Consider the following 24477-nt stretch of genomic DNA (forward strand, 5'->3'; position numbering starts at 1 on the left):
AATTCGTGACTGTATTATGAAACAAGAGCTAATGAGAAGCTGGTTTAAAAACATTACCCTGTCGGCAGCACTGCTCGCCTTTATTGTTGTGGTGCTCGGCGCCTTTGTACGCCTGACCGATGCAGGTCTCGGCTGCCCTGACTGGCCGGGCTGCTATGGCCTGCTGACAGCGCCTGAAGTTGGTTCACAGACAGCTGATATCATGCACACCGAAAGTGGCGTCGCCAAGGCATGGAACGAGATGATTCATCGCTATGTTGCCGGCATACTCGGACTACTGGTGCTCGCATTGACCGTTATTGCCGTACTCAACCGGCGTGATCCTGAACAGCCTGTGGCTGTGCCTGTTGCCCTGCTGGCCCTGGTTATCTTCCAGGCACTGCTGGGGATGTGGACCGTAACCATGCTGTTACGGCCTGAAATCGTCACCCTGCACCTGCTAATGGGCATGGCAACGCTCGCAATCCTGTGGTGGCTGTGGTTCAGGACGGCAGGAGAACGCAGCCTGCTCTCCTATTCGGATAAATCCAAATCGACCGGCTACTGGGCTTTTGCAGCACTCACCCTGGTCTACCTCCAGATCGCCCTCGGCGGCTGGGTCAGTACCAACTATGCCGCCCTGCATTGCCCTGATTTCCCGACCTGCCAGGAGCAGTGGTGGCCACAAACCGATTTTGCCGGCGCATTTGACCTCAATCATGGGGACGACAGCAATTTCGAGGGTGGCAAACTGACAAATACACAGGGAGTTACTGTACATATTACACACAGAATTGGTGCGCTCATTCTGTTGGTTTTTTTCTCTATAATGGTATGGATCGCACAAATAAAAAATGACCATCGTTTCAAACAGGCATCAAGGGCCATCGCTTTTCTGCTGTTGATACAGATCGGTCTGGGGATCAGTAATGTACTGTTCCTGCTACCACTGCCGGTTGCAGTGGCTCACAACGGGGTTGCAGCACTGCTGCTGATTGCCAGTGTCTACCTGAACCACGTGGCAAACCCGAGAAAATTGAATTAAATCGTATCCGCTAAATAACAATAACAACAGGGTGCAGAGGAGGAATGACAATTGGATAACAGCCTGACAATGACACAACGCATCGTGCGTTTCCCATGGATCGAATGCTATGCGTTATGCAAACCCAAAGTCGTCGCACTGATCGTTTTTACTGCAGTGGTAGGCATGCTGCTGTCGACCAAGGGCGCACTGCCGCCTCTCGATTTGCTGTTCTTCGGTACTATCGGTATTGGACTCGGTGCAGCATCAGGTGCAGCCGTCAACCACTACGTTGACCAGCGCATCGATGCCATCATGGATCGAACCCACAACAGGCCGCTCCCGGCAGGCAAACTCGAACCGGCGACAGCCTTGGGGTTTGCTCTCGGTATCGGCGCCTTGTCGATGGTCATCCTGCTGGTGTTCGTCAACGCACTGACAGCCTTGCTGACACTAATCTCCATGATCGGTTACGCGGTGATCTATACCATGTACCTGAAACGCGCTACGCCACAGAACATCGTTCTCGGCGGAGCTGCAGGAGCAGCCCCTCCCCTGCTTGGATGGGCTGCAATTACAGGCGAAGTCCCCTATGAAGCCCTGCTGCTGTTTTTAATCATCTTCGTCTGGACACCGCCACATTTCTGGGCGTTGGCGATCAAGCGCCGCAAAGAGTACGCAAAGGCAGACATCCCTATGCTGCCCGTGACACACGGCGTGATTTTCACCAAGCAGCATATCCTGCTCTATACCCTGATGCTGTTTGCAATCACCCTGATGCCTTTCGTTACCCAGATGAGTGGTCTGGTCTACCTTGCCGGCGCACTCTCTCTCGGTATTGGCTTTATCTACCATGCATTGAAACTTTTGCGCAGTGAAGGCGATGAGCACTCGATGAAAACTTTCGGCTTCTCGATTTTCTATCTCAGCGCCCTGTTTGCATTTCTGTTATTGGATCACTACGCACGGGAGTTTATTCGTGGCGTCTTTCTCTGATGAGAGAGCCTGAATGAACGAGAGGACTCCGATTCCGGCAGATTAGCTGCCAGTCATCCCCGCGAAAGCGGGGATTCTTTTTGAAGCAGCAGTTCTCCCTTGTAAGGCATTTGGCCAATCAGGGGGGCATCCATCTGCTCATTCAGGGTATCGAGAACAGCTTCCGGCTCATCCATATCAGGATCGACACTGTTGGCGATCCATCCTGCAAGCTGGAGTCCCGAGGCCTTGATTGCTGCAGCGCTTAAAAGAGCGTGGTTGATGCAACCGAGGCGCATGCCAACAACGAGGATCACTGGCAGATTGAGCGTACTGGCAAGATCTGCAAGCATTTGTCCGCCGCCAAGCGGAACCATCCAGCCGCCAACACCTTCAATCAAGATGAGATCTTCATCTTGTACCAAAGTATGCGCAATAGTCGTGATCTGTTCGATATCGATCTGCACATCACTATTGCGAGCCGCAAGATGCGGTGCGATGGGCGGTTCAAATGCGTAGGGATTCACCAGTTCATACCTCTTGTGAACGGAACTAGCTGCCTGTATTGCGAGTGCATCGCTGTTTCTCAGGCCTTCATCTGTTTTTTCGCAGCCTGAAGCAATCGGCTTCATGCCTGTCACCTTGTTACCCTGCTTCTTCAGCGCCTCCATCAGGGCAAGGGTGATATGGGTTTTACCGATCTCGGTATCGGTGCCAGTGATAAACCAGCCTTTCATGTCGACGATCTGCGTACAGCACTGACGTTGATCCTTGTTGCCCCCTGGTCATCCTGGTACTGGGGTATCTCATCAGTAACCCATGCGTGGCCGTAGATCACTTCCCAGGTTGATGGCAATACACCACCGCTGCGGAACTGTTCATAGGCCTGAGTGAAAGCATGCATGCGTTTTTTTCCTGTCAGACCCTTGCGGCGTTCACTGTTGGCGTTATGCGCACCTATCGCCTTGATATCTGCCATCAGGGGACGCAACTGCGAATAGGTCATGGTGATCATCTCCATATCGATGACCGGATCAGCAAAGCGGGCACCGAGCAGTGCATCGCCAACATCATGCATATCAACAAAGGGACTGACGTGCGGTTTGTCATCAACCTCTGCCCACGCCTGCCTGATCTCTTTCAGGGTATCCGGCCCGAACGTTGTAAACATCAGCAATCCGTTCGGCTTTAATACTCGTTTGAATTCGGCAAAGGTCGAAGGGAGATCCGTACTCCACTGGATTGCTGCATTTGACACGATCAGGTCTACGCTGTGGTCCGCCAGGGGCAGTTGCTCAAGGTCTGCACACAAGCCATGCGGACGTTTCAGCCAGTGACGATGTGTGCGTGACTTCATCACCATTGGCAGTGCAAAATCGAGCGCAATCACTTGCGACTTCGGATAGCGCTTGATCAGCTGTCCTGAACAGAAACCCGTACCCGAGCCGACATCGACTATTACCTCTGGCTTCAGCTTGACATAATCAAGACGCTCCAGCATGCGCTGGCCAATTTCACGTTGTAACGCGGCAGCCTCGTCGTAGCTGTCCGCTGCTTTCGAAAAAGAGAGGCGCGCCTGCAGTTTATCGATCATGTTACAGCTCCTTGCAGGGTTTCAGCTACCAACTGTTCAAGTGCAGTTTCTGACACAACAGGATGCGACAGAAATGGAGCATGCCCACCTGAGGGGATTGTTATCCTGGTTGCCCGTGGTAACAGTTTTTCTATATAGATTGATGTTAGCGCCGGAACCAGCGTATCTTTCTCACCAAACAGCCAACAGGTTGGCATTGCCAACTCCCCCAAAGTATCGCGAAGATCAGCATGTTGAAGTAAATAGAGACCTGATTCAAGCGCTTCCCGTGATGGAGGATTGGACTTGATAATCGACTCTCGCAGGCGTTTCAGGGTACTACGCTCATCTGATGCTCCACGCACCTGCAAGCCGAGATATCGCAACAGCGCTTTTTGCGTATTACCCATCAACTTCTCTCCAAACTTCTCCAGGCCCTGTTTGTCCAATCCTGCCGGCCAGTCATGCTGTCGAATGAAACAGGGTGTGCTTGTTACCATCATCAGCGCCTTGACTCGCCCGGGTGATTTCAAAGCCGCCCGCTGTGCAACCATACCGCCAAGCGACCAACCTAACCAGACGGCCTCTTGCGGTACCACTTCAAGCACTGCGTCAACCCAGTCATCAAGCTGATTAGTCGCTGCTTCCGACGAACTGTCGCCATGTCCCGGCAAGTCAACAAGCAGCACCTCGAAATGCTGACTGAGCGTATCGACCGCACTCCCCCACACACCACTATTCATTCCCCATCCATGAAGCATTACCAGGGGAGTCCCGGATCCGTATGATTTAACCGCAAGGGTCATCTTGTCTTCCCCGCCTGAATCTGCTCAAAAGCATCCAGCAATTTATCGATATCTGTCTCCTCATGATTGGCCGACAGGGTGACTCGAAGACGTGAACTGTTGCGAGGCACGGTGGGCGGTCTGATTGCAGTCACCAGCAGCCCCTGCTCTTCGAGGGCCTGGCTCATGCTGAGTGCCTTATCTGCTTCTCCGACGAGAACTGGCTGAATTGGTGTCTCACTCGGCATTAAATTCAATCCCAGTTGTTCGGCACCTGACCTGAAACGAGAAATCAAAACAGCGAGCTTGTCACGACGCCATTGATCCTCCATAACACATCTGAGTGCGGCCCGGTTTGCTTCAGCCATCGCTGCCGGTGCTGCCGTGGTGAAGAGATAGCTGCGTGCATCCTGGATTATTGTCTCGATAAGCAGTTCCGGACCTGCGACAAATGCACCAAAGACGCCAAAACCCTTGCCAAGGGTACCCATTAATAACGGTACATCCTGTTGAGAGAGACCCTCCCGGTCAAGACTGCCACGTCCTTTATTACCTAGCACGCCAATGCCGTGCGCATCATCAACCAGCAACAGTGCGTTATGCTTCCGGCTGGCATTCGCAAGTTTCTGCAGGGGTGCAATATCTCCGTCCATGCTAAAGACACCATCGGTTGCAAGCAGTGCGTGCTTCCCCTTGTGGTCCAACAGCTTCTGTTCGGCTGCGTCTGTATCTGCATGTGGAAATCGCACCATTTGTGCGCCACTATTAAGACCACCATCAATCAGCGATGCATGATTGAGACGATCCTCTATAACAATATCACCACGCCCCATAAGCGCATTGATAATACCGCTGTTTGCCATGTAGCCGGTTGAAAAGAGCAGTGCACTTTCGCGACCTAGCCATTCGGCCAACTCCTCTTCAAGCTGATGATGTGCACTGGTATGACCAGTAATCAGGTGTGCGGCACCGGCACCATTTCCCCAGTGCTCTATACCGCGGGTAAACGCATGTTTGATACGGACGTCATTGGCCAGACCGAGATAGTCATTCGAGCAGAACGAAAGCAGCTTTTTTCCATCACACACAATCTCTGTCGACTGTGGCGACTCAATGATACGCCTGTGGCGGTAAAGCCCATCCTTCTTGCGCTGCAGAAGTCTTGCCGAGTAGTCTCTCATGCGGTAACTGCCTATGCGTGGCAGCATACTTTTTTTGGATCTTCCTCACTCACTGCCTGCATGTTGATGCCAAGTCTTGCAAACAGCTCTGCATCACTATTAGAGTCCGGATTATCAGTGGTCAACAAGCGCTCACCATAGAAGACCGAATTGGCGCCTGCAAAGAAACACATTGCCTGCATCTCGTCACTCATATCGGTTCGACCTGCCGAGAGACGTACATATGATTCCGGCATCATGATGCGTGCAACTGCAATTGTGCGGACGAAATCGAGCGGGTCGATACCATCTATACCAAACATCGGTGTCCCCTCAACTTGTACCAGCATGTTGATTGGGACAGATTCGGGATGCTTCTCCTGGTTGGCAAGTTCCTGCAGCATACGTGCACGATCGAGTGCTTTTTCACCCATACCAAGAATACCGCCTGAACAGACGTTGATTCCCGCATCGCGAACATACTTCAGCGTTTCAAGGCGGTCATCAAATGTACGGGTACTGATGACATTGCCATAGAACTCTGGTGATGTGTCTATATTGTGGTTGTAGTAATCAAGCCCTGCCTCTTTGAGGCGCTCTGCCTGGTGTTTTTCCAGCATACCCAGGGTGACGCAAGTCTCCATACCGAGATCCTGCACCGCCTTGATCATATCGATCACCTTGTCGAGATTTTTATCAGTCGGGTTACGCCATGCTGCTCCCATGCAAAAACGCGTGGAGCCCGTATCTTTTGCTGCCTTTGCCGACTCGATCACCTCGTCCAGTGGCAGCAGTTTCTCACGCTCCAGGGAGGTATCGTTTTTTGCACTCTGCGAACAGTAGCCACAATCCTCGGGACAGGCACCGGTCTTGATGCTTAACAGGGTGCTGACCTGCACGCTGTTCGGGTCAAAATTCTCTCTGTGCACCGAGTGGGCCTGAAACATCAGGTCGTTGATTGGCAGTGCGAACAGTGCCTCGATTTCATCGACACTCCAGTCGTGGCGAATATCAGTCATATTTTACTCCTCGTAAATCTGTATCTTCCCAGTGATCTTCCTTGATCCTGATGAGGTCCCGAATCGACAGGGGAATCATGATGATTGCTGCCAAACCCCAGTAAACCAGCCACGGGGTAATTTCCAGCGAAAAAAAAGTACCAACTGGCACAGCTGCACCGGCAATGCCATAGAGTCGCGTCGATGCGGCCTGTACATAGTGAGCTACCTTAACGTTTGGATGGTGACGGTTCATCGCGTAGAGCACCATCGATGCACCCAGCCAGAACACCATCAATGGCAGGGGAATAATCACTGCAATAATGTTCAATATATTAAAAAGGACTGGTGCCCGACGTGCCTGCTGAGCAGTAATCTGCTCCGGCAGGACTGCCTCCTCGTGAAACTCACTCATTATTTTGTCCGCGCAATATCCTATAGATCAGCTAATATTAAAGTGTGCCTGATAATTGTCAACCAAAAGGAGCTTGAATGGTTAACAAATGGAGTAATTTTAGACAATTCTTGCGCCTCAAGGGGCGCTGCCTTGTGTGTGGCGAAGCCCCAAAAACAGTGCCCGGGCTCTGCAACAGTTGCGATCAAAAAATACAGCGCATTGAACGCCCCTGTTATCAGTGTGGTGAGCCGATGCATTTCAATCCATCCTCACACAAATGTGGCCGTTGCCAGTCGAGTCCACCCGCCTTCGATCACTCTGTTTCGCCACTGCTCTACAGCGATCCGCTCAGGCAGTTGCACCTGAATTTCAAATTCCACCAGGATCTTGCCGCCGGCAACCTGCTAGCCAACCTGCTTTATGATTCTCTGTCTCATAGCAATGCAATGCCACAACTGCTGGTACCGATACCCTTGCATGCAGAACGCATGCGCGAGCGAGGCTTTGACCAGGCACTGGAGATAGCGAAGGTGCTTGCACGGCGACTGCAGATTCCATTTCATAGCGGATTACTGGTGCGCAAAAACTGTACACAACCACAGAGCGGCCTGAGCCGGGCGCAGAGACACAAAAACCTGCGCAATGCTTTCACACTCACACAGCCCTTGCCGGTGAAACATGTGGCATTAGTCGATGACATCATGACCACCGGCAGTACATTCAATGCAGCTGCACAGCTAATGAAAACTGCTGGTGTAAAAACCGTGGAAGTCTGGGCCGTAGGTCGTAGTACCAGGGATGAGTAAGAAGTAAGCGAGTGATTAAATGAGGGATTTTTGAATCGGGTGATTCAATCGAGTTGACTGATTGCCTGATCAATACGCCGCGCTGCTCGCAGGCTCATCTGCTTGCGCTGAACACTATCAAAGCGTGGCTGACCATGAGAAACATGCTCCGAAATCATCAACTCCAGCACAACGCCATCACCACGGTGCCAGCGCACCAGGCCCGCCAGCCTGCTCCACAGTGCTGCCTCGCCAATTGCATCAAGCGCCTCCGGAAGAAGAGGAGAAGTCATCGTACTTGCCGATGCGAGCTGCGCATCGATACGTGATTTTGCCTCGGCATCACCAACCGGAAAAAGCTGTAACTGCAGCATGACAAATGCATCGTCTTCAGAACCGAGTCGCCACCAGCAACCGGAAAAATCGGGTGCAGGAGTCGAGTCCCCGGCCAAGCGCTGGTAGGCATCATCGACACTCTGGTTAAAAAATGGCCCATCGTAATCGGTCAAATCGCGTAATGAGGCTTCTGAATAGAGCGCACAAGCATCGACATCTGCAGCTTTATTTTTGAAAGCCGCATAGAAGGTCGCAGCGATCGTGAGAAGAGGAAAAACGACCAGAAACAGCGGCAAATACCTGGCCAGCGGTGTGCCCTTACGAGTCACCTTCATCCACCAATCAACTTGTCAAAAATACGGAATCCGGCGATATAGGTACCGGCTGCCGACCCCAGTGTACTGAGAAGGAAAACCAGGAGAATCCGTGACACTCGATTCTTCCACCACCCCTTCCAATGGGTGACATCATGTCGCAGTTCCTGAAAGTGACCGACCGTTGGCTTGCGCAGCCAGGTCTCTACTGCAGCAGTCACCATGCCTGCACCAACGGTCGGATTGAGCGAGGTGAGTGGCGCGGCAGCGAATGCTGTTATCACGGTCAACGGGTGTGCTGCTGCAATGAGTGCGCCAAGAGCGGAGAGCCCTCCGTTAATCACCACCCACTCGATGACCAACTCCCATCCCAGTTCACTGCTGCGCGAAAATCCGATGGCAAAGCCGGTCAGAATCACAGCGACGATGATCCATGGAATGAACTTCATCAAGGGAAAACGCTTGGGTATCTCGTTGAGACGTGAGAGCTCTGCAGCGGGATCAGCCATACCGGCTTCAAGATAGTTGTTGATGCCTTTCTGGTGACCCGCACCAACGACCGCAAGGATGCGTCCGTAGCCATGCTCCTGCGACTCCTGCAGCAGTTTTGCAGTCATGAAACGATCACGCTCATCGATCAGTGGCAAATAGAGATCCTGGCGTTCGGCAGCAAACTCCGAAAAGGTGGTTTCAAGCATGTCGCCTTCCTTGAGGCGCTCAATCTCCTCCTCGGAGACGTCATCGCGTGACAGAACTGAACCGATCAGCCCCATAATCAATCCTGCACGTTTCCACCAGCTGACATTCGCAGAGATGCGCTTGAGCGTGATACCGATATCACGATCGGCAAAAATCAGGGGCAGCTCCTGTTCGCGTGCCACCTTGATTGCCGCCCGCTGCTCAGCACCGGGTTCAATACCAAACTGTTCCGCAAGACGCTGCTGATAAGCACCAAGTGCCAGCTGTGCTGCAACCAGGCCGGTCTTGCCGTTCTTGATAACAGAGAAGAGATCCATGCGGCTGAGGGCATCCGGATCGGTCAGTGCCTGGTATCGACCATGGCACAACTCGACTGCAACGCAGTCATAGTCATTCACATCAAGCAGATGACGAACATCATCGGCACTGCTTTTCGATACGTGTGCTGTGCCCAGAATATCGATAATGCAGTTGTTTGTCTCGATGCTGACAACGGGTAAGAGAGGGGCTTCGCTACTTGTCATGAAGATTTTGTTATGATCATAATTCAGCTCATTCTGACATATGCCGGGTCACTTGCGCATGCACTCATCAAAAAAGATTTTATCTCGACTGTTGGTTATCACTCTGATTTCCACTCTTGTCGCCTGCGGAAGTCTGCAAGAAAAACGTGAACAGAGCTTCTATGACACCCTGACACTGTTCAAGCACGCCCTGCGCTGGGAATCACCGGAGAGTCAACTGGCTTTTTTCATTAATCCTGAAAGTGCAAACCTGCCGTCCCGCTATGGCATGCGCGCCGTTGAAATGGACCAACTCACCCCGCCGGTGGAAATCGAAGAAAACATCTGGGTCATCAAGGTCAGGCTTCAGTACCTGAAAGAGAGTTCACAATCGATTCGAACAATCGATGACAGACAGCAGTGGCACTGGCTTGGTGAAGACGATGGGTGGCGGCGAAATAATCCGATGCCGATTGTCTTGCGCCGGTAATAAACCTCTGTTTCAGCTGCGTGCCAGTTCCTGCAACTCCCGCATGATAGTGTTGAGGTGCCCCTCGGCATTCTCAACCACGCAAACCAGGTTCGCGACCGAACACACAGTTAATAGCTTGCCACGCACGATCCAGCCCCCCGGCGGAGTCCAGCCACGCATCTGGGTGAACATCGACAGTTGATCCTGGTTGCCTTGCACGATGCGCTTGTACTCATGTGCGAAACCGGTCAATGCCCGGAGCATTTCGTCAGGCATGAAACCATAGCCTTCGAGGTGGGCGCCATCATCACGAAAACTGCATACGGCGAGGACGCCGTCAGATGCCAGCAGGCGCTTGATCACGATGCACCCCCTCCGCCGAGAAGGTTGAAAGCCGTCTGGTAATCGGCACCCTCATTCTTCAGCACCACGCCGTAATTACCCTGTGCCACCGCGCTCCATTCGAGCCCGATCACGGTGAAACCCTCGATCGGGTAGAAGCCACCCTGACCGGACACCTTTTCCCATCCCCTCGCCTGCATGGTGGCGATCGAGAGATTCGCCTGGCAAACATGTGCAAGCAGGTCGAGCGCATCTTCATTAATGTCGGAACCACTGGCAATCAGATGCTCTTCCAGTTCACCCTGATCAGTAAAACGGAAGGCGGCAATGGCTCCATTCAGAGACATCAGTTTATTCATATCAGTCATGACTATCCTCAGATCAGCTTCGGGTCAGTGTCGCCCAGGAGCTCTCGCATTTGTGCGACAATCTCGTTTAGGGACCCTGTATTATTATCGAGAAAACAGAACACATTGGCGATGTTGCAAACAGTGAACATCGGACCACGCACAATCCACCCCTGTGGCGGTAAAATACCGCAATCAGGACAAAAGGAATCCAGGATTCGGGCCTGCATGTGCTCGCTCATGGTTGTCGTTCGACACATGATCGATGCCATTCTTGCCATCTCGTCGGAAAGTTCGCCCTTGACGGAAAACCGGTCACCCCGGTAGGAATACTCGCCAACGGCGATGACGCCCGGTTTGCCGGACAGTTCAAGCAGTACACTCACGCTTTTCTCCAACCACGTTGTTATATTTTTTTTCGAACTCCGGTTTTGCACAGGAGGTAACGACGAATGATCCTATCGCATGCAGGCCTATATCACCAAGAGGTAAAAAAGGCTTTTTCAAAGTGCCCTGACAGCGGACTATTTTCCAGACCCAATACCCGGGCAGAAAAGAATGATTCTCACTTCTGCATACGGCACTGAGGCAAATTGTGTAGCAGTCCGTTGATAAATCGCAAGTCTATTGACTTTTTTGGTAATTTTACCGACATCTTTCTTGACCCACGACCCCGACTGTTGGACAATTCCGGGATTATTCTTGGAGTAGATGCGAATATTCTTATTTTGCATAGCCGCATCTCTCCTGAAACCGGCTGCCACGGGAACTGGGCGGCCTGACCAGATTACATATCCTAGTGAAAATCGTGGAGATACTACTATGAGCGAAGGGGCTGACCTCAAGAAGCGCCGCTTCCTCACTGCAACAACCGCCGTTATCGGCGCTGTCGGTGCAGTGGGTGTTGCAGTGCCATTTCTGAAGTCGTGGAACCCGAGCACCAGGGCGAAAGCCGCGGGTGTACCGGTCGAAGCGGACATAAGTAAAATGGAGCCGGGTCAACTGATCAGGGTCAAGTGGCGTGGCAAGCCTGTCTGGGTCGTTCGCCGTACCGAGAAAAACCTTGAGGACATGAAAACCCTGGACGACAAGCTTGCCGATCCAGCATCCGATCTGCCACAGCAGCCCGAGTATGCAAAGAACGCACATCGTTCACGCAAACCGGAGTACCTCATTGCTGTCGGTATCTGCACACATCTCGGCTGTTCACCAACTTTCAGACCCGAAGTTGCGCCAGCTGATCTTGGCCCTGACTGGCTCGGTGGTTTCTACTGCGCCTGCCATGGTTCGCGTTTTGACCTCGCCGGTCGCGTCTACAAGGGTGTACCGGCACCGACCAACCTGGTCATACCGCCCTACCAATTCATTTCGGACAACCTGTTACTCATTGGTCAAGACGGAGGTGCAGCATGAGCCTGATGAACTGGATCGATGACCGTTTCCCGCTGACAAAAGTGTGGAACGAGCATCTCGCTGAATACTATGCACCGAAGAACTTCAACTTCTGGTACTTCTTCGGCTCACTTGCATTGCTGGTACTGGTTAACCAGATTCTGACCGGTGTTTGGCTTGCAATGCTATACAAGCCGGATGCCGAACTTGCATTTGCCTCGGTCGAATACATCATGCGTGATGTCGAATGGGGCTGGCTGATTCGTTATATGCACTCGACCGGTGCATCGGCATTCTTTGTCGTTATCTACCTGCACATGTTCCGCGGCGTTCTCTACGGTTCGCACAAGAATCCGCGCGAGATGGTCTGGCTGTTCGGTGCAGTTATCTACGTGGTCATGATGGCGACTGCCTTCATGGGTTACCTGCTGCCATGGGGCCAGATGTCCTTCTGGGGCGCCCAGGTTATCGTCAACCTGTTCTCTGCAATCCCGGTGATCGGTGAAGACCTGTCAATCTGGATTCGTGGTGACTATGTCATCTCCGATGCAACCCTGAACCGCTTCTTTGCACTGCACTTCCTGCTGCCATTTATTCTTGCAGCACTGGTGTTCCTGCACATCGTTGCACTTCACAAGGTTGGCTCAAACAACCCTGATGGTGTAGAGATCAAGAAGAACAAGGACGAGAACGGCATTCCCAAAGACGGCATTCCATTCCACCCTTACTACTCGGTCAAGGATATCGTTGGCGTAGTCGTCTTCCTGATGTTCTTTGCCGGTGTGATCTTCTTCGCTCCTGAAGCTGGCGGCTACTTCATCGAAGCACCAAACTTCGAACCAGCAAACCCGCTGAAGACACCTGTGCATATTGCACCCGTATGGTACTTCACACCTTTCTATGCAATCCTGCGTGCTGTTCCCAGCTTCGCCGGAACCCAGGTGTGGGGCGTTATCGCCATGGGCCTCGCAATCGTGGTCTTCTTCCTGCTACCGTGGTTGGATCAGAGTAATGCCAAATCGCACCGCTACAAGGGCCCACTGTTCAAGTATGCCCTCGGTGCTTTCGTCGTTACCTTCATGGTTCTTGGTTACCTCGGCGTAGTTGCGGCAGATGCTAACCGCACACTGTGGGCACAGGTTCTGACGCTAATCTATTTCGGCTTCTTCTTCCTGATGCCGACCTACACTCGTGAGACAAGCAGCAAAACCACGATGACAAGCCTCTATTTTATGATGATGGCTGTCTCAACGATTGCTACTCTCTACTATTGGTGGATGTTCTCCGGCGGTGCTGACGGCTCAACGACCGTCAAGGTGGTCGTATCAGTTATTGCTATCATTCACTTCGCCGTATTTGGCATTAAACCTTGGCTGAAGCCAGAAGTCTCAAAGCCTGTACCAGAGAGGGTAACCAAATGAAAAAGCTGATTCTTGCTCTGGCCCTGCTGGCACCACTGACGGCTTTCGCTGCCGGTGGCGGGGCAATTCATCCCAATGATCCTGCCAACATTGACACTGGAAACGAGGCCGCCCTACAGCGTGGCGCAAACTACTTTGTCAGTTACTGCCTCAACTGCCACTCTATGCAATATGAGCGCTGGCAGCGCATGGAAGAGTTTGGTGTTCCGGAAGACCTGCTGAAATCAAACCTGATGCATGCAGGCGCCAAGAAAGGTGACCTGTTAAAGGTCGCCATGGCACCAGGTGATGCAGCCAACTGGTTTGGTGCTCCGCCACCTGACCTGACGCTAGAAGCACGCCTGCGTGGTTCTGACTGGATCTACAACTACATGCGCGCTTTCTATGTTGATGAAAGCCGTCCATTCGGTGTCAACAACACCGTATTTGATAATGTCGGCATGCCACACGTGCTGTGGGAACAGCAGGGCATGCAAAAGGCCGTCTACACCGAGGAAGACGATGGTCACGGTGGCACTCACAAAGTCTTTGCAGGCTTTGAGAAAGTCTCTGAAGGCAGCATGACCGATGTCGAATATGATGCAATGATCCGTGACCTGGTCACTTTCATGACCTACATGGCAGAGCCTACCAAGGCAAAAAGCCACAGGACGGGCATCATGGTATTACTGTTCCTGGCCCTGTTGCTCGTGTTCAGTTACATGCTCAAAAAGGAGTACTGGAAAGACGTTCACTAATCGTCTTTTTCCTCCTCACCCGCAAAGAAGCCCAGTCTGTTATACTGGGCTTCTTTGTTTAGCACATTTCGTACAACGCCCGTGACGGGGCGGCCCAGCCAGAGGAATACCGAATGCCAGCAGCAGTGACGAACAGACGTACCGTCATGACCTTATTTTCCGATTCAGCAGATATCTACAGCCACCGCGTACGCGTGGTTCTGGCTGAGAAGAACATTACCGTAGACATCCTCGACAGCGATCCGCTGCATCTTCCCGAAGATGTGGTTGAGGTGAATCCTTACGGTACTCTGCCGACCCTTCTTGACCGTGACCTGGCTCTCTATGATTCACGCATCATCATGGAATACCTTGATGAGCGTTATCCGCATCCGCCACTGTTGCCGATTGATCCTGTCAGCCGTGCCAACACACGCCTCTACCTACACCGGGTCGAGAAAGATTGGTACTCACTGGTCAACGGGATAGAAGCCGGCGGAAAAAATGCCACCAAGGCACGCAAGGAACTCACCGAGACCCTGCTCGCTTCAGGCCCTATCATGGCGTCCAAGCCATATTTCATGAGTGAAGAATACAGCCTGGTTGATGCTACGATCGCACCCCTGCTGTGGAGATTACCGACTCTCGGTATCGAGCTTAAGGGCACGGGATCTGCACAGGTACTCGGCTATGCCAAGCGACTGTTTGAACGCCCCGGTTTTGCCCGTAGCCTGACAGAAGCAGAAAAAGAGATGCGCATGTGACACCGAGCAAACCCTACCTGATCCGGGCCTTCTTCGACTGGATAGTCGATAATGACCTGACTCCGCATCTGTTGATTGATGCGGAATTCCCGGGCACCCTGGTTCCGGAACAGCATGTACAGAATGGTCAGATCATTCTCAACATCAGCCCCGGTGCCGTACAGAATCTGCAGCTGGACAACGAACTGATCAGCTTCAGCGCACGCTTCTCCGGAACACCCTTCGCAATCTCCTTTTCACCGGATGCGGTGCTTGGCATCTACGCCAACGAGAATGGACAGGGAATGCTGTTCGAGCCCACCGCTCCAGGGGAACCTGAGACAGCCGAAGAAGATGAATCACCAAAGAAGCCCCCGGGCGGCCCCTCCCTGAAAGTGGTCAAATAGCCGGGAGGATTACTCCTGGACATATATCCCCAGGCTGACATCCGTGACCTCACGGCCACAGGTCTGGATATTTCCCTGGTAGCGCTCCCCGGTCTCATCCGCATAATCAAAGTTGAATATCCTGCCGATGCGCTTGCCGCTTCCCATGTCGCACAGGCGCAGACGCCGTAGCGCAACTGTACCGTCAAGAAACTGCACTCCCTTACGCTGGCACAGCACTTTCGCCAACTCGGTCGCAATCTCGCGTGCACGCGCACTATCCAGCCACAGCCAGACAATTGCAAACACCAATAGAATAAATAAGAGTTCCTGCGCCATGAATTCGCTCCTGTCAGTTGAAGACATTCTACAAGAGAATGGATGCAATCCTTTGACAGAAACGCGATAATCAGACGAGTTAACTAGATATTGGCTATCAAAATGCAGGATCTCACTGAAAAAGCGCGCCAGATCAGACTGGTTATATTTGATGTCGACGGCGTACTCACCGACGGTTCACTCTTTTTTGGCGACGATGGGCAAGAATACAAGGCGTTCAATTCCAAAGACGGCCATGGTATTCGCATGCTGCTCGAAAATGGTATCGAGGCAGCCATCATCACGGGCAGAGAGTCAAACGTTGTTACTCACCGCATGAATAACCTTGGCATACCCCATGTTCTCCAGGGCCGCAGGGAAAAACTACCTGCTTACGAGGAGATCAAGGATATGACCGGTTTCGAGGATAACGAAATCGCCTACGTCGGTGATGATGTCATCGATTTGCCAGTGATGAAGCGTGTTGCCCTTGCCATTACTGTGCATGATGCGCACCCCTACGTGAAACAGCATGCACACTGGCAAACGCCCTCGCGTGGCGGACACGGTGCTGCGCGTGACGTGTGCGAAATGATCCTCGACGCCAAGGGCCTGCTGCCTGCGATCCTGGAAAGCTATCTTCAATGAACAAAATCATCTCCGTCCTCGTTGCGGTGATTTTTTCCGGTGCAGGCATTGCACTGTTTGTCTCGCATCTGGAGGAGAAGCTGAACGCTTCGTCAGCATCGATATCAGAAGTAGAACGCTATGCCGATGCTGAATTCCACAATGCACTGATCAGGGTTACCGACAGTGGCGGCATACAACGCTACCTGACACAGGCAAACCGGGTAATACATTACACAGACGAAACCTCTGAAGTTGTCGGTGCATCACTACTCGTCAACCAGGATAAAGGCAGCCCCCTGTTACTCGTTTCTGACAGGGCAACGTTGCTGAATAACAACAAACAGGCGATACTGCATGGCAGTGTTCGCGTCGACAGAGAAGCATCTGACGACAATCCGGCAGCCCATATCACCAGCCGGGACGTATCAATTGATTATGAGAAGAAGTACGCACACAGCGACGCTTTCACCACCATCGAAAGCGACTCGCAGGTGACCAGCGGTACAGGCATCGACATCTGGTTCGATGGCCCGACGCGAATTCGCTTGCTATCCAACGCCAGGAGCCGTTACACGCCATGAGACAACTGCTACTCACTCTTCTGATGCTAATAAGCATCAGCCTTCTTGCCACCAACAGCGTTGCACAACAAAGCGATGGCGAGGTGGAAATATCATCCGATACCATTGAACACAACAGCGAAAATGGCACGCTTGTCTACTTGGGCAATGTCATAGTCAACCACACCGATATCACAATCAATGCCAGCAAGCTGACCATTACAGAGAAAGAGGGTGGCGGTCATATCGTCCGCGTCACTGGATCACCTGTCAGGTTCAAGCAGGCAGCGGCTGATGGCAAAAGCATCTCGGGTGAAGCCAGGCAGGGGAGATACGATATTGATCTCGAAACCCTGGTCCTTAAGCAAAATGCCAGGGTGACGCAAAACGGCAACACGATCAGCGGCGACACGATCAGCGTCAACCTGAAAACCGGCATTGCAACAGCCGGTAACAAGAAATCGACATCCAGCCGCGTTCGTACCGTGATCAAATCCGGAGACGCGAAGAGATGATCTCACTCGAGGCGCGCTCTCTGACCAAGAAATATGGTCAGCGCACCATCGTCGATAACATCTCCACCATCGTCCAGCAGGGTGAAGTCGTCGGCCTGCTGGGGCCCAATGGCGCCGGCAAAACTACCAGTTTTTACATGATCGTCGGGCTTGTCTCCGCTGATGATGGAGAGGTCATTCTTGACGGAAACGACATTACGACATTGCCAATGCACCAACGTGCACGTCGTGGTATCGGTTACCTGTCTCAGGAACCATCGGTTTTTCGCCGCATGAGTGTCGAGGATAATTTGCTGGCGATCCTTGAAACACGTCGCGAGCTGGGCAAGGTTCAGCGCGAGGATATCTGCAACAGCCTGCTGCGCCAGTTCAACCTCAGCCACCTGCGCGAACACCAGGCAATGAGCCTCTCCGGCGGTGAGAGACGACGCCTGGAGATTGCCCGCAGCCTGACCATGGAGCCCACCTTCATTCTCCTCGATGAGCCATTTGCAGGCATCGACCCAATTTCGGTCAAGGATATCCAGGAGATAATCAGGGAGCTTGCCAGCGAGGGCATCGGTGTACTGATCACTGACCACAATGTGCGTGAAACCCTGGGCATATGCGACCGTGCCTACATCGTCAGCGAAGGAGAAGTGCTTGCCGAAGGCAGTCCACAGAAGATTCTTGATAATGACCAGGTCAGGGAAGTCTACCTGGGACATGACTTTCGCATGTAAACAGCCCCCTGCATGGATCTAGCCACCATTGTCGCAGCGCAACAAATTCCTTCATTCCCTGTCTCATATCCGCCGAATGCGTTAGAATTAATACAGGAAAGCGTTTCAGATGAAACAAGGGTTCAAATTGATTTATACACTCCGGGCAGGCAGAAGGTCGTGAAACCAGGTCTTCAGCTACGTCACGGTCAACAACTCTCCATGACGCCGCAGCTGCAGCAGGCAATTCGCCTGTTGCAACTGTCTTCGCTTGAGTTGAAGGAAGAGGTCCAGGAAGCGCTGGATTCCAACCTGATGCTCGAGATTGATGAGGAGAGGAGTGAAGAGACACAGGCAAGTGAAAGCCGTGACCGAAGCGAAATCGAACTCGGTGCCAGCGAGGATAACCTGCCTGACGAACTGCCGGTCGACACTGACTGGTCCAGCATCTACGAAAATGCATCACTTCCCAGCACGACAGGCAACCAGTCACAGGCAGACCGGGACCGGCTCTACGAAATCAGCAGTGCCAACCAGGATATCTCCCTGCGCGAACATCTCAGCCAACAGCTTTCACTCGCCACCCTGACACCGGAAGAGCAGCTCGCAGCAACCGTCATCATCGATTCAATCAACGACGACGGCTATCTTAGAACTTCGCTTGAGGAACTCCGGGAACAACTTTCTGGAGAGGGCGTGACGGAAGATGACATGGAGGGTGCATTGCTGCAGATCCATGAGTTCGATCCGGTTGGCGTCGGCGCCAGGGACCTGCGTGAATGCCTGCTGCTGCAACTCCTTCAGCTTGAGGTGACCACGCCTCACCTGCAACAGGCGATCAAGCTGGTCGACAAGCACTTCGATGACCTGGGCAATCCGCAGCGCGACAGGATCAGGCAGCACCTGGATGCTGATGATGATGAAATTACCGCGATACTCGAACTGGTTCGTTCCCTCAATCCGCGACCTGGTGGCGCCGTTAGTGCCAATACCACAGAGTATATCGAACCTGATATCATTGTCAGCCGCGACAAGGGTCGCTGGCAGGTACGACTCAACAGCGACCACGTACCGCGCCTGAGAATTAACCAGTTGTATGCGGCAATGATCCAGCGAGGAGCCAAGGGGCAGGACAACCAGACCATACGCAACCACCTGCAGGAAGCGCGCTGGCTGCTGAAAAGCCTGGAGAGTCGTCATGACACCTTGCTTCGGGTAGCCGAGCAGATTGTCACGCGCCAGATTGAATTCCTCGAACATGGCCCGGAATCGATGCGTCCGATGGTGATGCGCGAACTGGCCGAGGAACTGGGCATTCACGAATCAACAATTTCGCGTGCTACAACACGCAAATACATGCTGACACCGAGAGGAATCTTTGAACTCAAATATTTCTTCTCCAGCCACGTGGGCACAGATGCGGGTGGAGAGTGTTCAGCAACGGCAATCCGCGCAAAGATCAAAAAAATGATCGGCGCAGAGAAGCCGGACAAGCCGTTGAGCGATAACATGATTACCGCTCAGCTAAAAGACCAGGGTATTGCGATAGCCCGCCGCACAGTCGCAAAATATCGCGAATCCATGGCGATTCCGTCCTCAAGCGACAGAAAACGTCTGATTTGATAAGGAGAAAATAATGCAAATCAACCTGACAGGCCGACACATCGACATCACAGATTCACTACGTGATTATGTCACTTCAAAAATGGACAGGATTGAGCGTCACTTTGACCACGTAACCAACATCCATGTCGTTCTCGATGTCGAAAAACTGCGCCAGAAGGCCGAAGCATCATTCCACATCAGCGGTCACGACATCTTCGCTGAAGCTGAAAATGAAGATATGTATGCTGCGATTGACAGCCTTGTCGACAAGCTTGATCGACAGCTGTTGAAATACAAAGAGAAAATGAAGAACCATCGTTCATAACGGCAAATAAACCAGCAATGTCATTACCAGCATCACTTTTTCATCCGCATCGTGTACTGCTTGATGCGGATGTCAGCAGCAAAAAACGCCTGCTCGAGGCTCTTGCCAAACTCTTTTCTGATGATGAGAGCGAGCAAAATGAAATCTTCGAAAAACTGCTTGAGCGTGAACGACTTGGCAGCACCGGGCTCGGCTACTCTGTTGCCCTGCCCCATGCGCGAATTGAATTCCTTGCACAACCCCGTGCAGCATTCATTCGCCTTGCCGAGGCAGTTGACTTCGACAGTCCCGAAGGAGATCGAGTGAAGCTGGTCGTGGCCCTGCTGGTACCACAGGAAGCGACCGATGAACACCTGCAACTACTTGCTGGCATCGCGACTATATTTAACCAGGAGTCACTGCGGCAGGAGCTCTCTAGTGCAGAAACACCTGAAGCCATACTGCAGTTATTAACCGGTCAATGATCAATGCCTGATACAACAAGTAATACCAGCATAGGTGAGCTTGTCGATGCAATCGGAAGTCGGCTGCAACTCAAATGGACCAAGGGCGAAAATCGTCGCGACATGGTCATCAGCGACCGCGATGACTACCAGGGCCAACCACTTGCAGGCTCTCTCAACCTGATTCACCCAAACCAGATTCAACTGATCGGCACCGAGGAGATCGCCTACCTCGACGGACTGCTGGACTCGATACGCCGCGAATCTTACAGGCAACTCTTTTTTGCAGAACCAGCGGCAATAATCTGTACAGATGGCGTCGAGCCTCCAGGAGAATTACTCGATTCAGCAGAGACCACAGATACACCGCTGCTGCAAACAGACATGAGCGACAGGCTCGTCGCCAATCATCTCAATTACTACCTCTCACAGGCGCTTGCCGAACGCGATACCATCCATGGTGTATTCATGGAAGTCTTCGGAACCGGTGTACTCCTGACAGGCATGGCTGCCGTCGGTAAAAGTGAGCTGGCACTCGAATTGATCACGCGTGGACATCGCCTGATTGCTGATGATGCACCCGAATTTTCCCGCATAGCGCCGGATATTGTCACCGGCGTCTGCCCCTCGCTGCTACAGGATTTCATCGAGGTTCGCGGCCTTGGGCTTCTCAATGTGCGCCGCATGTTTGGTGACACATCAATCAAGAAGGGCAAGTACCTGCGACTGATCATCCATATCGCGCAGATGGACGACAGCACACTCGCCCGCCTCGATCGCCTCACCGGCACCTACTCGACCCGCAACGTACTTGGGCTCGAGATCCCCAAGGTGACCGTACCACTGGCGCCGGGACGCAACATGGCAATCATCGTCGAAACCGCCGTACGCCAATACATGCTGCGCCAGCAAGGCTACGAGGCAAGTGAAGACTTTATTGACCGTCAACGCAAGGCGATTAGTGATACAACCACGGATGAATGATTCCCGTTGAGTCACCTGCAATAACGGCGTTATACTTGCCGCACCGGATTCTCTCTCGTAAAAATTGATGAAACTGATCATCGTCAGCGGCCTCTCCGGGTCAGGCAAAACAGTTGCACTACGCACCCTCGAGGACGCCGGCTACTACTGTATTGACAACCTCCCTGTCGCACTCCTGTCGACAACTGTTGAAAGACTCCTGCAACATGACAACAGTCTGCACCAGGATATTGCGATCGGCATCGATATCAGGACCGGAGAGAACGAACTGGCAACACTGCCAGAGGTGTGTTCATCCCTTAACAGCGATCGTCTTGCGTGCCGCATCCTGTTCCTGCAAGCGGATAATGGAAGCTTGCTGCGCCGCTACAACGAAACCCGCCGCAGGCACCCGTTGGCAGCTGAAAACAAACCGTTACCCGCAGCGATTGAAAGTGAGAGAGAGATCCTCGCACCTGTCTGCAGCAGTGCGGACTTCATTGTCGACACTTCGAACCTCAACCTGCATGAACTGCGCCGCAAAATCCTTGCCGAGGTTGCAGAACTCGCCCACAGCCTGCAGATAGAGATCAAGTCCTTCGGATTCAAATATGGCACAGCAGAAGATGCTGATATGCTTTTCGATATGCGTTGCCTGCCCAATCCACACTGGCAGAGTGAGCTGCGCCCACTCACCGGAAAGGATTTTGCGGTTGAAGAGTTTCTTCGCCAAGAACCGCAGACAGAAAAAATAATGACACAGCTAACCAACTTGATCGGTGACTGGGTGCCTTTCTACAAGCGCGAGGGACGTGCTTACCTGACAATCGCCATCGGTTGCACCGGCGGGCAGCACCGATCGGTATTTATCGCCGAACAGCTCTATCAGCAGCTGACAGACAAGCTAAATGACCAGGTCACAATTCGCCATCGAGAACTCACATGAATACAACAGTTTTGATCATCGCACATGCTCCTCTTGCATCTGCATATTGCGATGTCGCAAGCCATGTCCTTAGCGGACAGCACAAGCAACTGTTCTGCCTTGATATCGAAGCTGATGCCGACGTTGAACAGGCGGTTACAGCTGGCATAGAGATGCTGCAACCAACCGCAGGTGGACAGGGCGCCCTGGTGCTGACCGACTGCTTTGGCGCCACCCCGTCGAACATCGCAGGGCGCATCGCCGAATCAAATACTCAAAACAGACTTATAACCGGTATCAACCTTCCGATGTTGATCCGGGTACTCAACTACCAGCAAGAGAATGCAAAGGCCCTTGCCAGTATCGCTGTTGAAGGCGGGAAAACCGCAATAATCGAACCACAGGCTAACTGAATAGCAGGAAAATAATCCATGTCCCAGCGAGAACTCACCATAATCAACAAGCTCGGGCTGCATGCGCGGGCTGCAGCAAAATTTGTTGCTACAGCAAGTCGCTTTTCATCCCTCATACAGGTCGAGAAAAGTGGTCAGAAAGTCAATGCCAAAAGCATTATGGGCGTCATGATGCTGGCAGCCTCGCGTGGCACAACGATTACTCTCGAGGCAAATGGTGATGATGCAGAAGATGCACTTGATGCACTCGAAGCTCTCATCAATGACAAATTTGGTGAGTCGGAATAGCCTGTCCCGACAAACAACGAACACACATGGTCGCGCTTGCGTTAAACTTGCAGGATAGCGTTACACGATCGGATAACTGGTAGACACATGAACGCCGCGAACCAGGAAGACAATTCACGCCTGCATCGTGTCCAGGAGATGCTGGACAGCGGCACTATGCACAAGGTCAGCGGCCTCTTAAACGCGCTTCAGCCCGGCGAAATTGCACACCTGCTGGAAAGCCTGCCACTTGCCGAACGCGAGATCATGTGGGGGCTCGTTAAGGAGAAGGATGGTGAAGTCCTTGTCCACCTCGCAGACGACGTTCTTGATGACCTGGTCAGCAAGATGGACGCAGCCGACATTGCAGCGGCCGCCGAAAACCTTGACCCCGATGACCTCGCTGACCTGATCCAGGAGCTTCCGGCCACTGTCACCAACGAGGTGCTTGCCTCACTCGATGCGCAATCACGCCATCGTCTCGAAACCGTACTCTCCTACCCTGAAGATACTGCCGGCGGCCTGATGAACGTCGATACCGTTACCATCAGGCCGGAGGTAACGCTCGACACCGTACTTCGCTATATGCGACAGCTCGGCGACCGGGTTCCTGCCAGTACAGATGCCCTGATCGTCGTCAACCGTGATGACAGCTACCTTGGCATGCTCCCCCTCGCACGCCTCGTCACGGGAGAGAGGAGTGACACGGTCGCCGAGGTAATGAGTGTCGATTTCGTGCCAATCCCTGTTTCAAAACCCGACACCGAGGTCGCCGCACGATTCGAGCGTCATGACCTGGTTTCAGCACCGGTTATTGATGATGATGGACGCCTGCTGGGGCGTATCACCATCGACGACGTCGTCGACGTTATCCGTGAAGAAGGCGAGCACCAGTTCATGGGACAAGCAGGCCTCTCAGAAGATGAAGATATGTTTGCACCCGTCTTCACAAGTGCAAGGCGCCGCGCAATCTGGCTTGGAGTCAATCTTGTCACGGCCATTCTCGCCTCGTGGGTAATCGGTCAATTCCAGGCGACAATTGAAAAACTGGTCGCACTTGCGGTATTGATGCCGATTGTCGCCAACATGGGCGGCATTGCCGGCACCCAGACCATGACCCTGGCTATCCGGGGTATTGCACTGAAACAGCTCTCTCTGAAAAACCTGCGATGGCTATTGCGCAAGGAGTTTGCGGTCGGATTTCTCAACAGCCTGCTATGGGCGGCAATGGTCGGTATCATTGCAACTATCTGGTTCAACGACACTTCGATTGGCTGGTTGATTGCAGCGGCGATGACCATCAACCTGCTGTTTGCAGCTGTCAGCGGCGCGCTGATTCCGATGATACTTGATAAGTTCAATATTGATCCGGCACTGGCCGGGGGCGTGTTTCTGACAACCGTCACCGACATCGTCGGCTTTCTCGCCTTCCTCGGCCTGGCGACGGTTTTTCTGATCTGAGCTA

General features: G+C 52.7%; 33 protein-coding genes. 21 read left to right on the forward strand and 12 right to left on the reverse strand.

Going from position 1 to position 24477, the window contains the following annotated elements:
- Positions 1-16: 16 nt before the first annotated feature.
- Positions 17-1024 carry a COX15/CtaA family protein gene (locus BOW06_RS01550; protein ID WP_043118084.1) on the forward strand — a complete coding sequence of 336 codons (1008 nt, stop codon included), beginning with the start codon at positions 17-19 and terminating at the stop codon, positions 1022-1024.
- 69 nt (positions 1025-1093) lie between these two features.
- Entirely contained in the window at positions 1094-1999 is a 906-nt protein-coding gene (cyoE, locus tag BOW06_RS01555; protein WP_078454425.1) for a heme o synthase, read from the forward strand.
- A 53-nt stretch (positions 2000-2052) separates the two neighbouring features.
- Here the strand turns inward: cyoE and bioD are convergent, their stop codons facing one another.
- The 6 genes from bioD to BOW06_RS01585 are packed head-to-tail and all read right to left on the reverse strand — an operon-like array spanning position 2053 to position 6909.
- A complete protein-coding gene (gene bioD, locus BOW06_RS01560) occupies positions 2053-2715 on the reverse strand; it encodes a dethiobiotin synthase (protein ID WP_043118083.1) in 663 nt (220 codons plus the stop codon).
- Positions 2712-3572, reverse strand: coding sequence for a malonyl-ACP O-methyltransferase BioC (gene bioC / locus BOW06_RS01565; protein WP_043118081.1), 861 nt, complete (start codon positions 3570-3572; stop codon positions 2712-2714). Before bioC ends, bioD begins: the two co-directional genes overlap by 4 nt.
- On the reverse strand, positions 3569-4357 hold the full coding sequence (gene bioH, locus BOW06_RS01570) for a pimeloyl-ACP methyl ester esterase BioH (protein WP_043118080.1): 789 nt from the start codon (positions 4355-4357) through the stop codon (positions 3569-3571). The genes bioC and bioH overlap by 4 nt, the downstream gene beginning before the upstream one ends.
- The gene (gene bioF, locus BOW06_RS01575) at positions 4354-5544 is read right to left on the reverse strand and encodes an 8-amino-7-oxononanoate synthase (RefSeq protein ID WP_230209635.1); all 1191 of its coding nucleotides are present in this window, start codon (positions 5542-5544) and stop codon (positions 4354-4356) included. Before bioF ends, bioH begins: the two co-directional genes overlap by 4 nt.
- The gene (gene bioB / locus BOW06_RS01580; RefSeq protein ID WP_043118078.1) at positions 5529-6515 is read right to left on the reverse strand and encodes a biotin synthase BioB; all 987 of its coding nucleotides are present in this window, start codon (positions 6513-6515) and stop codon (positions 5529-5531) included. The genes bioF and bioB overlap by 16 nt, the downstream gene beginning before the upstream one ends.
- Positions 6508-6909: a hypothetical protein gene (locus BOW06_RS01585; RefSeq protein WP_043118076.1), complete on the reverse strand. Its 402-nt coding sequence runs from the start codon at positions 6907-6909 to the stop codon at positions 6508-6510. The genes bioB and BOW06_RS01585 overlap by 8 nt, the downstream gene beginning before the upstream one ends.
- Positions 6910-6986: 77 nt before the next feature.
- On the opposite strand from BOW06_RS01585, the gene BOW06_RS01590 reads away from it, so the two are divergent.
- Positions 6987-7697: a ComF family protein gene (locus tag BOW06_RS01590; RefSeq protein ID WP_078453902.1), complete on the forward strand. Its 711-nt coding sequence runs from the start codon at positions 6987-6989 to the stop codon at positions 7695-7697.
- 44 nt (positions 7698-7741) lie between these two features.
- Here BOW06_RS01590 and BOW06_RS01595 read toward each other — a convergent pair whose 3' ends face one another.
- Together BOW06_RS01595 and BOW06_RS01600 are read right to left on the reverse strand one after the other, a co-directional pair.
- Entirely contained in the window at positions 7742-8347 is a 606-nt protein-coding gene (locus BOW06_RS01595; RefSeq protein ID WP_043118074.1) for a hypothetical protein, read from the reverse strand.
- Positions 8344-9549 carry a TraB/GumN family protein gene (locus BOW06_RS01600; RefSeq protein WP_043118073.1) on the reverse strand — a complete coding sequence of 402 codons (1206 nt, stop codon included), beginning with the start codon at positions 9547-9549 and terminating at the stop codon, positions 8344-8346. The genes BOW06_RS01595 and BOW06_RS01600 overlap by 4 nt, the downstream gene beginning before the upstream one ends.
- Before the next feature lie 58 nt (positions 9550-9607).
- On the opposite strand from BOW06_RS01600, the gene BOW06_RS01605 reads away from it, so the two are divergent.
- Positions 9608-10018, forward strand: a complete 411-nt coding sequence (locus tag BOW06_RS01605) for a hypothetical protein (RefSeq protein ID WP_043118071.1) — start codon at positions 9608-9610, stop codon at positions 10016-10018.
- A 12-nt stretch (positions 10019-10030) separates the two neighbouring features.
- Here the strand turns inward: BOW06_RS01605 and BOW06_RS01610 are convergent, their stop codons facing one another.
- From BOW06_RS01610 to BOW06_RS01620, 3 genes are read right to left on the reverse strand one after another with little or no spacing between them, the layout of a single operon-like run.
- The gene (locus BOW06_RS01610) at positions 10031-10363 is read right to left on the reverse strand and encodes a DUF2173 family protein (protein WP_078453901.1); all 333 of its coding nucleotides are present in this window, start codon (positions 10361-10363) and stop codon (positions 10031-10033) included.
- Positions 10360-10710: a DUF2173 family protein gene (locus tag BOW06_RS01615; protein ID WP_043118069.1), complete on the reverse strand. Its 351-nt coding sequence runs from the start codon at positions 10708-10710 to the stop codon at positions 10360-10362. The genes BOW06_RS01610 and BOW06_RS01615 overlap by 4 nt, the downstream gene beginning before the upstream one ends.
- Before the next feature lie 8 nt (positions 10711-10718).
- On the reverse strand, positions 10719-11075 hold the full coding sequence (locus BOW06_RS01620) for a DUF2173 family protein (RefSeq protein WP_043118753.1): 357 nt from the start codon (positions 11073-11075) through the stop codon (positions 10719-10721).
- Between the two features lie 436 nt (positions 11076-11511).
- On the opposite strand from BOW06_RS01620, the gene petA reads away from it, so the two are divergent.
- The 5 genes from petA to BOW06_RS01650 all read left to right on the forward strand — a co-directional run bounded on the left by petA (position 11512) and on the right by BOW06_RS01650 (position 15368).
- Positions 11512-12102: a ubiquinol-cytochrome c reductase iron-sulfur subunit gene (gene petA / locus BOW06_RS01630; protein WP_078454398.1), complete on the forward strand. Its 591-nt coding sequence runs from the start codon at positions 11512-11514 to the stop codon at positions 12100-12102.
- Positions 12099-13502, forward strand: coding sequence for a cytochrome b (locus tag BOW06_RS01635; protein WP_078453805.1), 1404 nt, complete (start codon positions 12099-12101; stop codon positions 13500-13502). The genes petA and BOW06_RS01635 overlap by 4 nt, the downstream gene beginning before the upstream one ends.
- Positions 13499-14239 (forward strand): cytochrome c1, encoded by a 741-nt coding sequence (locus BOW06_RS01640; protein ID WP_078453806.1) that lies wholly within the window; start codon positions 13499-13501, stop codon positions 14237-14239. Before BOW06_RS01635 ends, BOW06_RS01640 begins: the two co-directional genes overlap by 4 nt.
- 113 nt (positions 14240-14352) lie before the next feature.
- Complete coding sequence (locus BOW06_RS01645) at positions 14353-14982, forward strand: glutathione S-transferase N-terminal domain-containing protein (protein ID WP_043118061.1); 630 nt, start codon at positions 14353-14355, stop codon at positions 14980-14982.
- Positions 14979-15368 carry a ClpXP protease specificity-enhancing factor gene (locus BOW06_RS01650; RefSeq protein WP_043118059.1) on the forward strand — a complete coding sequence of 130 codons (390 nt, stop codon included), beginning with the start codon at positions 14979-14981 and terminating at the stop codon, positions 15366-15368. Before BOW06_RS01645 ends, BOW06_RS01650 begins: the two co-directional genes overlap by 4 nt.
- 9 nt (positions 15369-15377) lie before the next feature.
- Here BOW06_RS01650 and BOW06_RS01655 read toward each other — a convergent pair whose 3' ends face one another.
- Complete coding sequence (locus BOW06_RS01655; RefSeq protein WP_179115109.1) at positions 15378-15686, reverse strand: DUF3301 domain-containing protein; 309 nt, start codon at positions 15684-15686, stop codon at positions 15378-15380.
- Between the two features lie 102 nt (positions 15687-15788).
- On the opposite strand from BOW06_RS01655, the gene kdsC reads away from it, so the two are divergent.
- The 12 genes from kdsC (at position 15789) to mgtE (ending at position 24473) form a co-directional block, all read left to right on the forward strand.
- A complete protein-coding gene (gene kdsC / locus BOW06_RS01660) occupies positions 15789-16313 on the forward strand; it encodes a 3-deoxy-manno-octulosonate-8-phosphatase KdsC (protein WP_078454427.1) in 525 nt (174 codons plus the stop codon).
- Positions 16310-16876, forward strand: coding sequence for an LPS export ABC transporter periplasmic protein LptC (lptC, locus tag BOW06_RS01665; RefSeq protein ID WP_043118055.1), 567 nt, complete (start codon positions 16310-16312; stop codon positions 16874-16876). Before kdsC ends, lptC begins: the two co-directional genes overlap by 4 nt.
- A gap of 23 nt (positions 16877-16899) precedes the next feature.
- Positions 16900-17370, forward strand: coding sequence for a lipopolysaccharide transport periplasmic protein LptA (lptA, locus tag BOW06_RS01670; protein ID WP_179116183.1), 471 nt, complete (start codon positions 16900-16902; stop codon positions 17368-17370).
- On the forward strand, positions 17367-18092 hold the full coding sequence (gene lptB, locus BOW06_RS01675) for an LPS export ABC transporter ATP-binding protein (protein WP_043118050.1): 726 nt from the start codon (positions 17367-17369) through the stop codon (positions 18090-18092). The genes lptA and lptB overlap by 4 nt, the downstream gene beginning before the upstream one ends.
- A gap of 159 nt (positions 18093-18251) precedes the next feature.
- On the forward strand, positions 18252-19694 hold the full coding sequence (locus BOW06_RS01680; RefSeq protein ID WP_078459470.1) for an RNA polymerase factor sigma-54: 1443 nt from the start codon (positions 18252-18254) through the stop codon (positions 19692-19694).
- A 13-nt stretch (positions 19695-19707) separates the two neighbouring features.
- Positions 19708-20001: a ribosome hibernation-promoting factor, HPF/YfiA family gene (gene hpf / locus BOW06_RS01685; RefSeq protein WP_078453809.1), complete on the forward strand. Its 294-nt coding sequence runs from the start codon at positions 19708-19710 to the stop codon at positions 19999-20001.
- 17 nt (positions 20002-20018) lie between these two features.
- Positions 20019-20465 carry a PTS sugar transporter subunit IIA gene (locus BOW06_RS01690; protein WP_043118044.1) on the forward strand — a complete coding sequence of 149 codons (447 nt, stop codon included), beginning with the start codon at positions 20019-20021 and terminating at the stop codon, positions 20463-20465.
- Positions 20466-20468: 3 nt separating this feature from the next.
- Positions 20469-21428: an HPr(Ser) kinase/phosphatase gene (gene hprK / locus BOW06_RS01695; RefSeq protein ID WP_043118042.1), complete on the forward strand. Its 960-nt coding sequence runs from the start codon at positions 20469-20471 to the stop codon at positions 21426-21428.
- 67 nt (positions 21429-21495) lie between these two features.
- On the forward strand, positions 21496-22353 hold the full coding sequence (gene rapZ / locus BOW06_RS01700; RefSeq protein ID WP_078453810.1) for an RNase adapter RapZ: 858 nt from the start codon (positions 21496-21498) through the stop codon (positions 22351-22353).
- Complete coding sequence (locus BOW06_RS01705) at positions 22350-22745, forward strand: PTS sugar transporter subunit IIA (protein ID WP_052132277.1); 396 nt, start codon at positions 22350-22352, stop codon at positions 22743-22745. The genes rapZ and BOW06_RS01705 overlap by 4 nt, the downstream gene beginning before the upstream one ends.
- 18 nt (positions 22746-22763) lie before the next feature.
- Entirely contained in the window at positions 22764-23033 is a 270-nt protein-coding gene (locus BOW06_RS01710; protein WP_043118038.1) for an HPr family phosphocarrier protein, read from the forward strand.
- Positions 23034-23120: 87 nt separating this feature from the next.
- Complete coding sequence (mgtE, locus tag BOW06_RS01715; RefSeq protein WP_043118036.1) at positions 23121-24473, forward strand: magnesium transporter; 1353 nt, start codon at positions 23121-23123, stop codon at positions 24471-24473.
- The last annotated feature ends 4 nt before the right edge of the window (positions 24474-24477 follow it).

This window comes from Solemya velum gill symbiont (assembly GCF_002020255.1).
Taxonomy (GTDB): Bacteria; Pseudomonadota; Gammaproteobacteria; order Chromatiales; family Chromatiaceae.

Excerpts from the sequence above, each read along its gene's own strand:
- BOW06_RS01550 (WP_043118084.1), top strand. The coding sequence starts at position 17 with ATGAAACAAGAGCTAATGAGAAGCTGGTTTAAAAACATTACCCTGTCG.
- cyoE (WP_078454425.1), top strand. The coding sequence starts at position 1,094 with ATGACACAACGCATCGTGCGTTTCCCATGGATCGAATGCTATGCGTTA.
- bioD (WP_043118083.1), bottom strand. The coding sequence starts at position 2,715 with ATGAAAGGCTGGTTTATCACTGGCACCGATACCGAGATCGGTAAAACC.
- bioC (WP_043118081.1), bottom strand. The coding sequence starts at position 3,572 with ATGATCGATAAACTGCAGGCGCGCCTCTCTTTTTCGAAAGCAGCGGAC.
- bioH (WP_043118080.1), bottom strand. The coding sequence starts at position 4,357 with ATGACCCTTGCGGTTAAATCATACGGATCCGGGACTCCCCTGGTAATG.
- bioF (WP_230209635.1), bottom strand. The coding sequence starts at position 5,544 with ATGCTGCCACGCATAGGCAGTTACCGCATGAGAGACTACTCGGCAAGA.
- bioB (WP_043118078.1), bottom strand. The coding sequence starts at position 6,515 with ATGACTGATATTCGCCACGACTGGAGTGTCGATGAAATCGAGGCACTG.
- BOW06_RS01585 (WP_043118076.1), bottom strand. The coding sequence starts at position 6,909 with ATGAGTGAGTTTCACGAGGAGGCAGTCCTGCCGGAGCAGATTACTGCT.
- BOW06_RS01590 (WP_078453902.1), top strand. The coding sequence starts at position 6,987 with ATGGTTAACAAATGGAGTAATTTTAGACAATTCTTGCGCCTCAAGGGG.
- BOW06_RS01595 (WP_043118074.1), bottom strand. The coding sequence starts at position 8,347 with ATGAAGGTGACTCGTAAGGGCACACCGCTGGCCAGGTATTTGCCGCTG.
- BOW06_RS01600 (WP_043118073.1), bottom strand. The coding sequence starts at position 9,549 with ATGACAAGTAGCGAAGCCCCTCTCTTACCCGTTGTCAGCATCGAGACA.
- BOW06_RS01605 (WP_043118071.1), top strand. The coding sequence starts at position 9,608 with ATGCACTCATCAAAAAAGATTTTATCTCGACTGTTGGTTATCACTCTG.
- BOW06_RS01615 (WP_043118069.1), bottom strand. The coding sequence starts at position 10,710 with ATGACTGATATGAATAAACTGATGTCTCTGAATGGAGCCATTGCCGCC.
- petA (WP_078454398.1), top strand. The coding sequence starts at position 11,512 with ATGAGCGAAGGGGCTGACCTCAAGAAGCGCCGCTTCCTCACTGCAACA.
- BOW06_RS01635 (WP_078453805.1), top strand. The coding sequence starts at position 12,099 with ATGAGCCTGATGAACTGGATCGATGACCGTTTCCCGCTGACAAAAGTG.
- BOW06_RS01640 (WP_078453806.1), top strand. The coding sequence starts at position 13,499 with ATGAAAAAGCTGATTCTTGCTCTGGCCCTGCTGGCACCACTGACGGCT.
- BOW06_RS01645 (WP_043118061.1), top strand. The coding sequence starts at position 14,353 with ATGCCAGCAGCAGTGACGAACAGACGTACCGTCATGACCTTATTTTCC.
- BOW06_RS01655 (WP_179115109.1), bottom strand. The coding sequence starts at position 15,686 with ATGGCGCAGGAACTCTTATTTATTCTATTGGTGTTTGCAATTGTCTGG.
- kdsC (WP_078454427.1), top strand. The coding sequence starts at position 15,789 with ATGCAGGATCTCACTGAAAAAGCGCGCCAGATCAGACTGGTTATATTT.
- lptC (WP_043118055.1), top strand. The coding sequence starts at position 16,310 with ATGAACAAAATCATCTCCGTCCTCGTTGCGGTGATTTTTTCCGGTGCA.
- lptA (WP_179116183.1), top strand. The coding sequence starts at position 16,900 with ATGCTAATAAGCATCAGCCTTCTTGCCACCAACAGCGTTGCACAACAA.
- lptB (WP_043118050.1), top strand. The coding sequence starts at position 17,367 with ATGATCTCACTCGAGGCGCGCTCTCTGACCAAGAAATATGGTCAGCGC.
- hpf (WP_078453809.1), top strand. The coding sequence starts at position 19,708 with ATGCAAATCAACCTGACAGGCCGACACATCGACATCACAGATTCACTA.
- BOW06_RS01690 (WP_043118044.1), top strand. The coding sequence starts at position 20,019 with ATGTCATTACCAGCATCACTTTTTCATCCGCATCGTGTACTGCTTGAT.
- hprK (WP_043118042.1), top strand. The coding sequence starts at position 20,469 with ATGCCTGATACAACAAGTAATACCAGCATAGGTGAGCTTGTCGATGCA.
- rapZ (WP_078453810.1), top strand. The coding sequence starts at position 21,496 with ATGAAACTGATCATCGTCAGCGGCCTCTCCGGGTCAGGCAAAACAGTT.
- BOW06_RS01705 (WP_052132277.1), top strand. The coding sequence starts at position 22,350 with ATGAATACAACAGTTTTGATCATCGCACATGCTCCTCTTGCATCTGCA.
- BOW06_RS01710 (WP_043118038.1), top strand. The coding sequence starts at position 22,764 with ATGTCCCAGCGAGAACTCACCATAATCAACAAGCTCGGGCTGCATGCG.
- mgtE (WP_043118036.1), top strand. The coding sequence starts at position 23,121 with ATGAACGCCGCGAACCAGGAAGACAATTCACGCCTGCATCGTGTCCAG.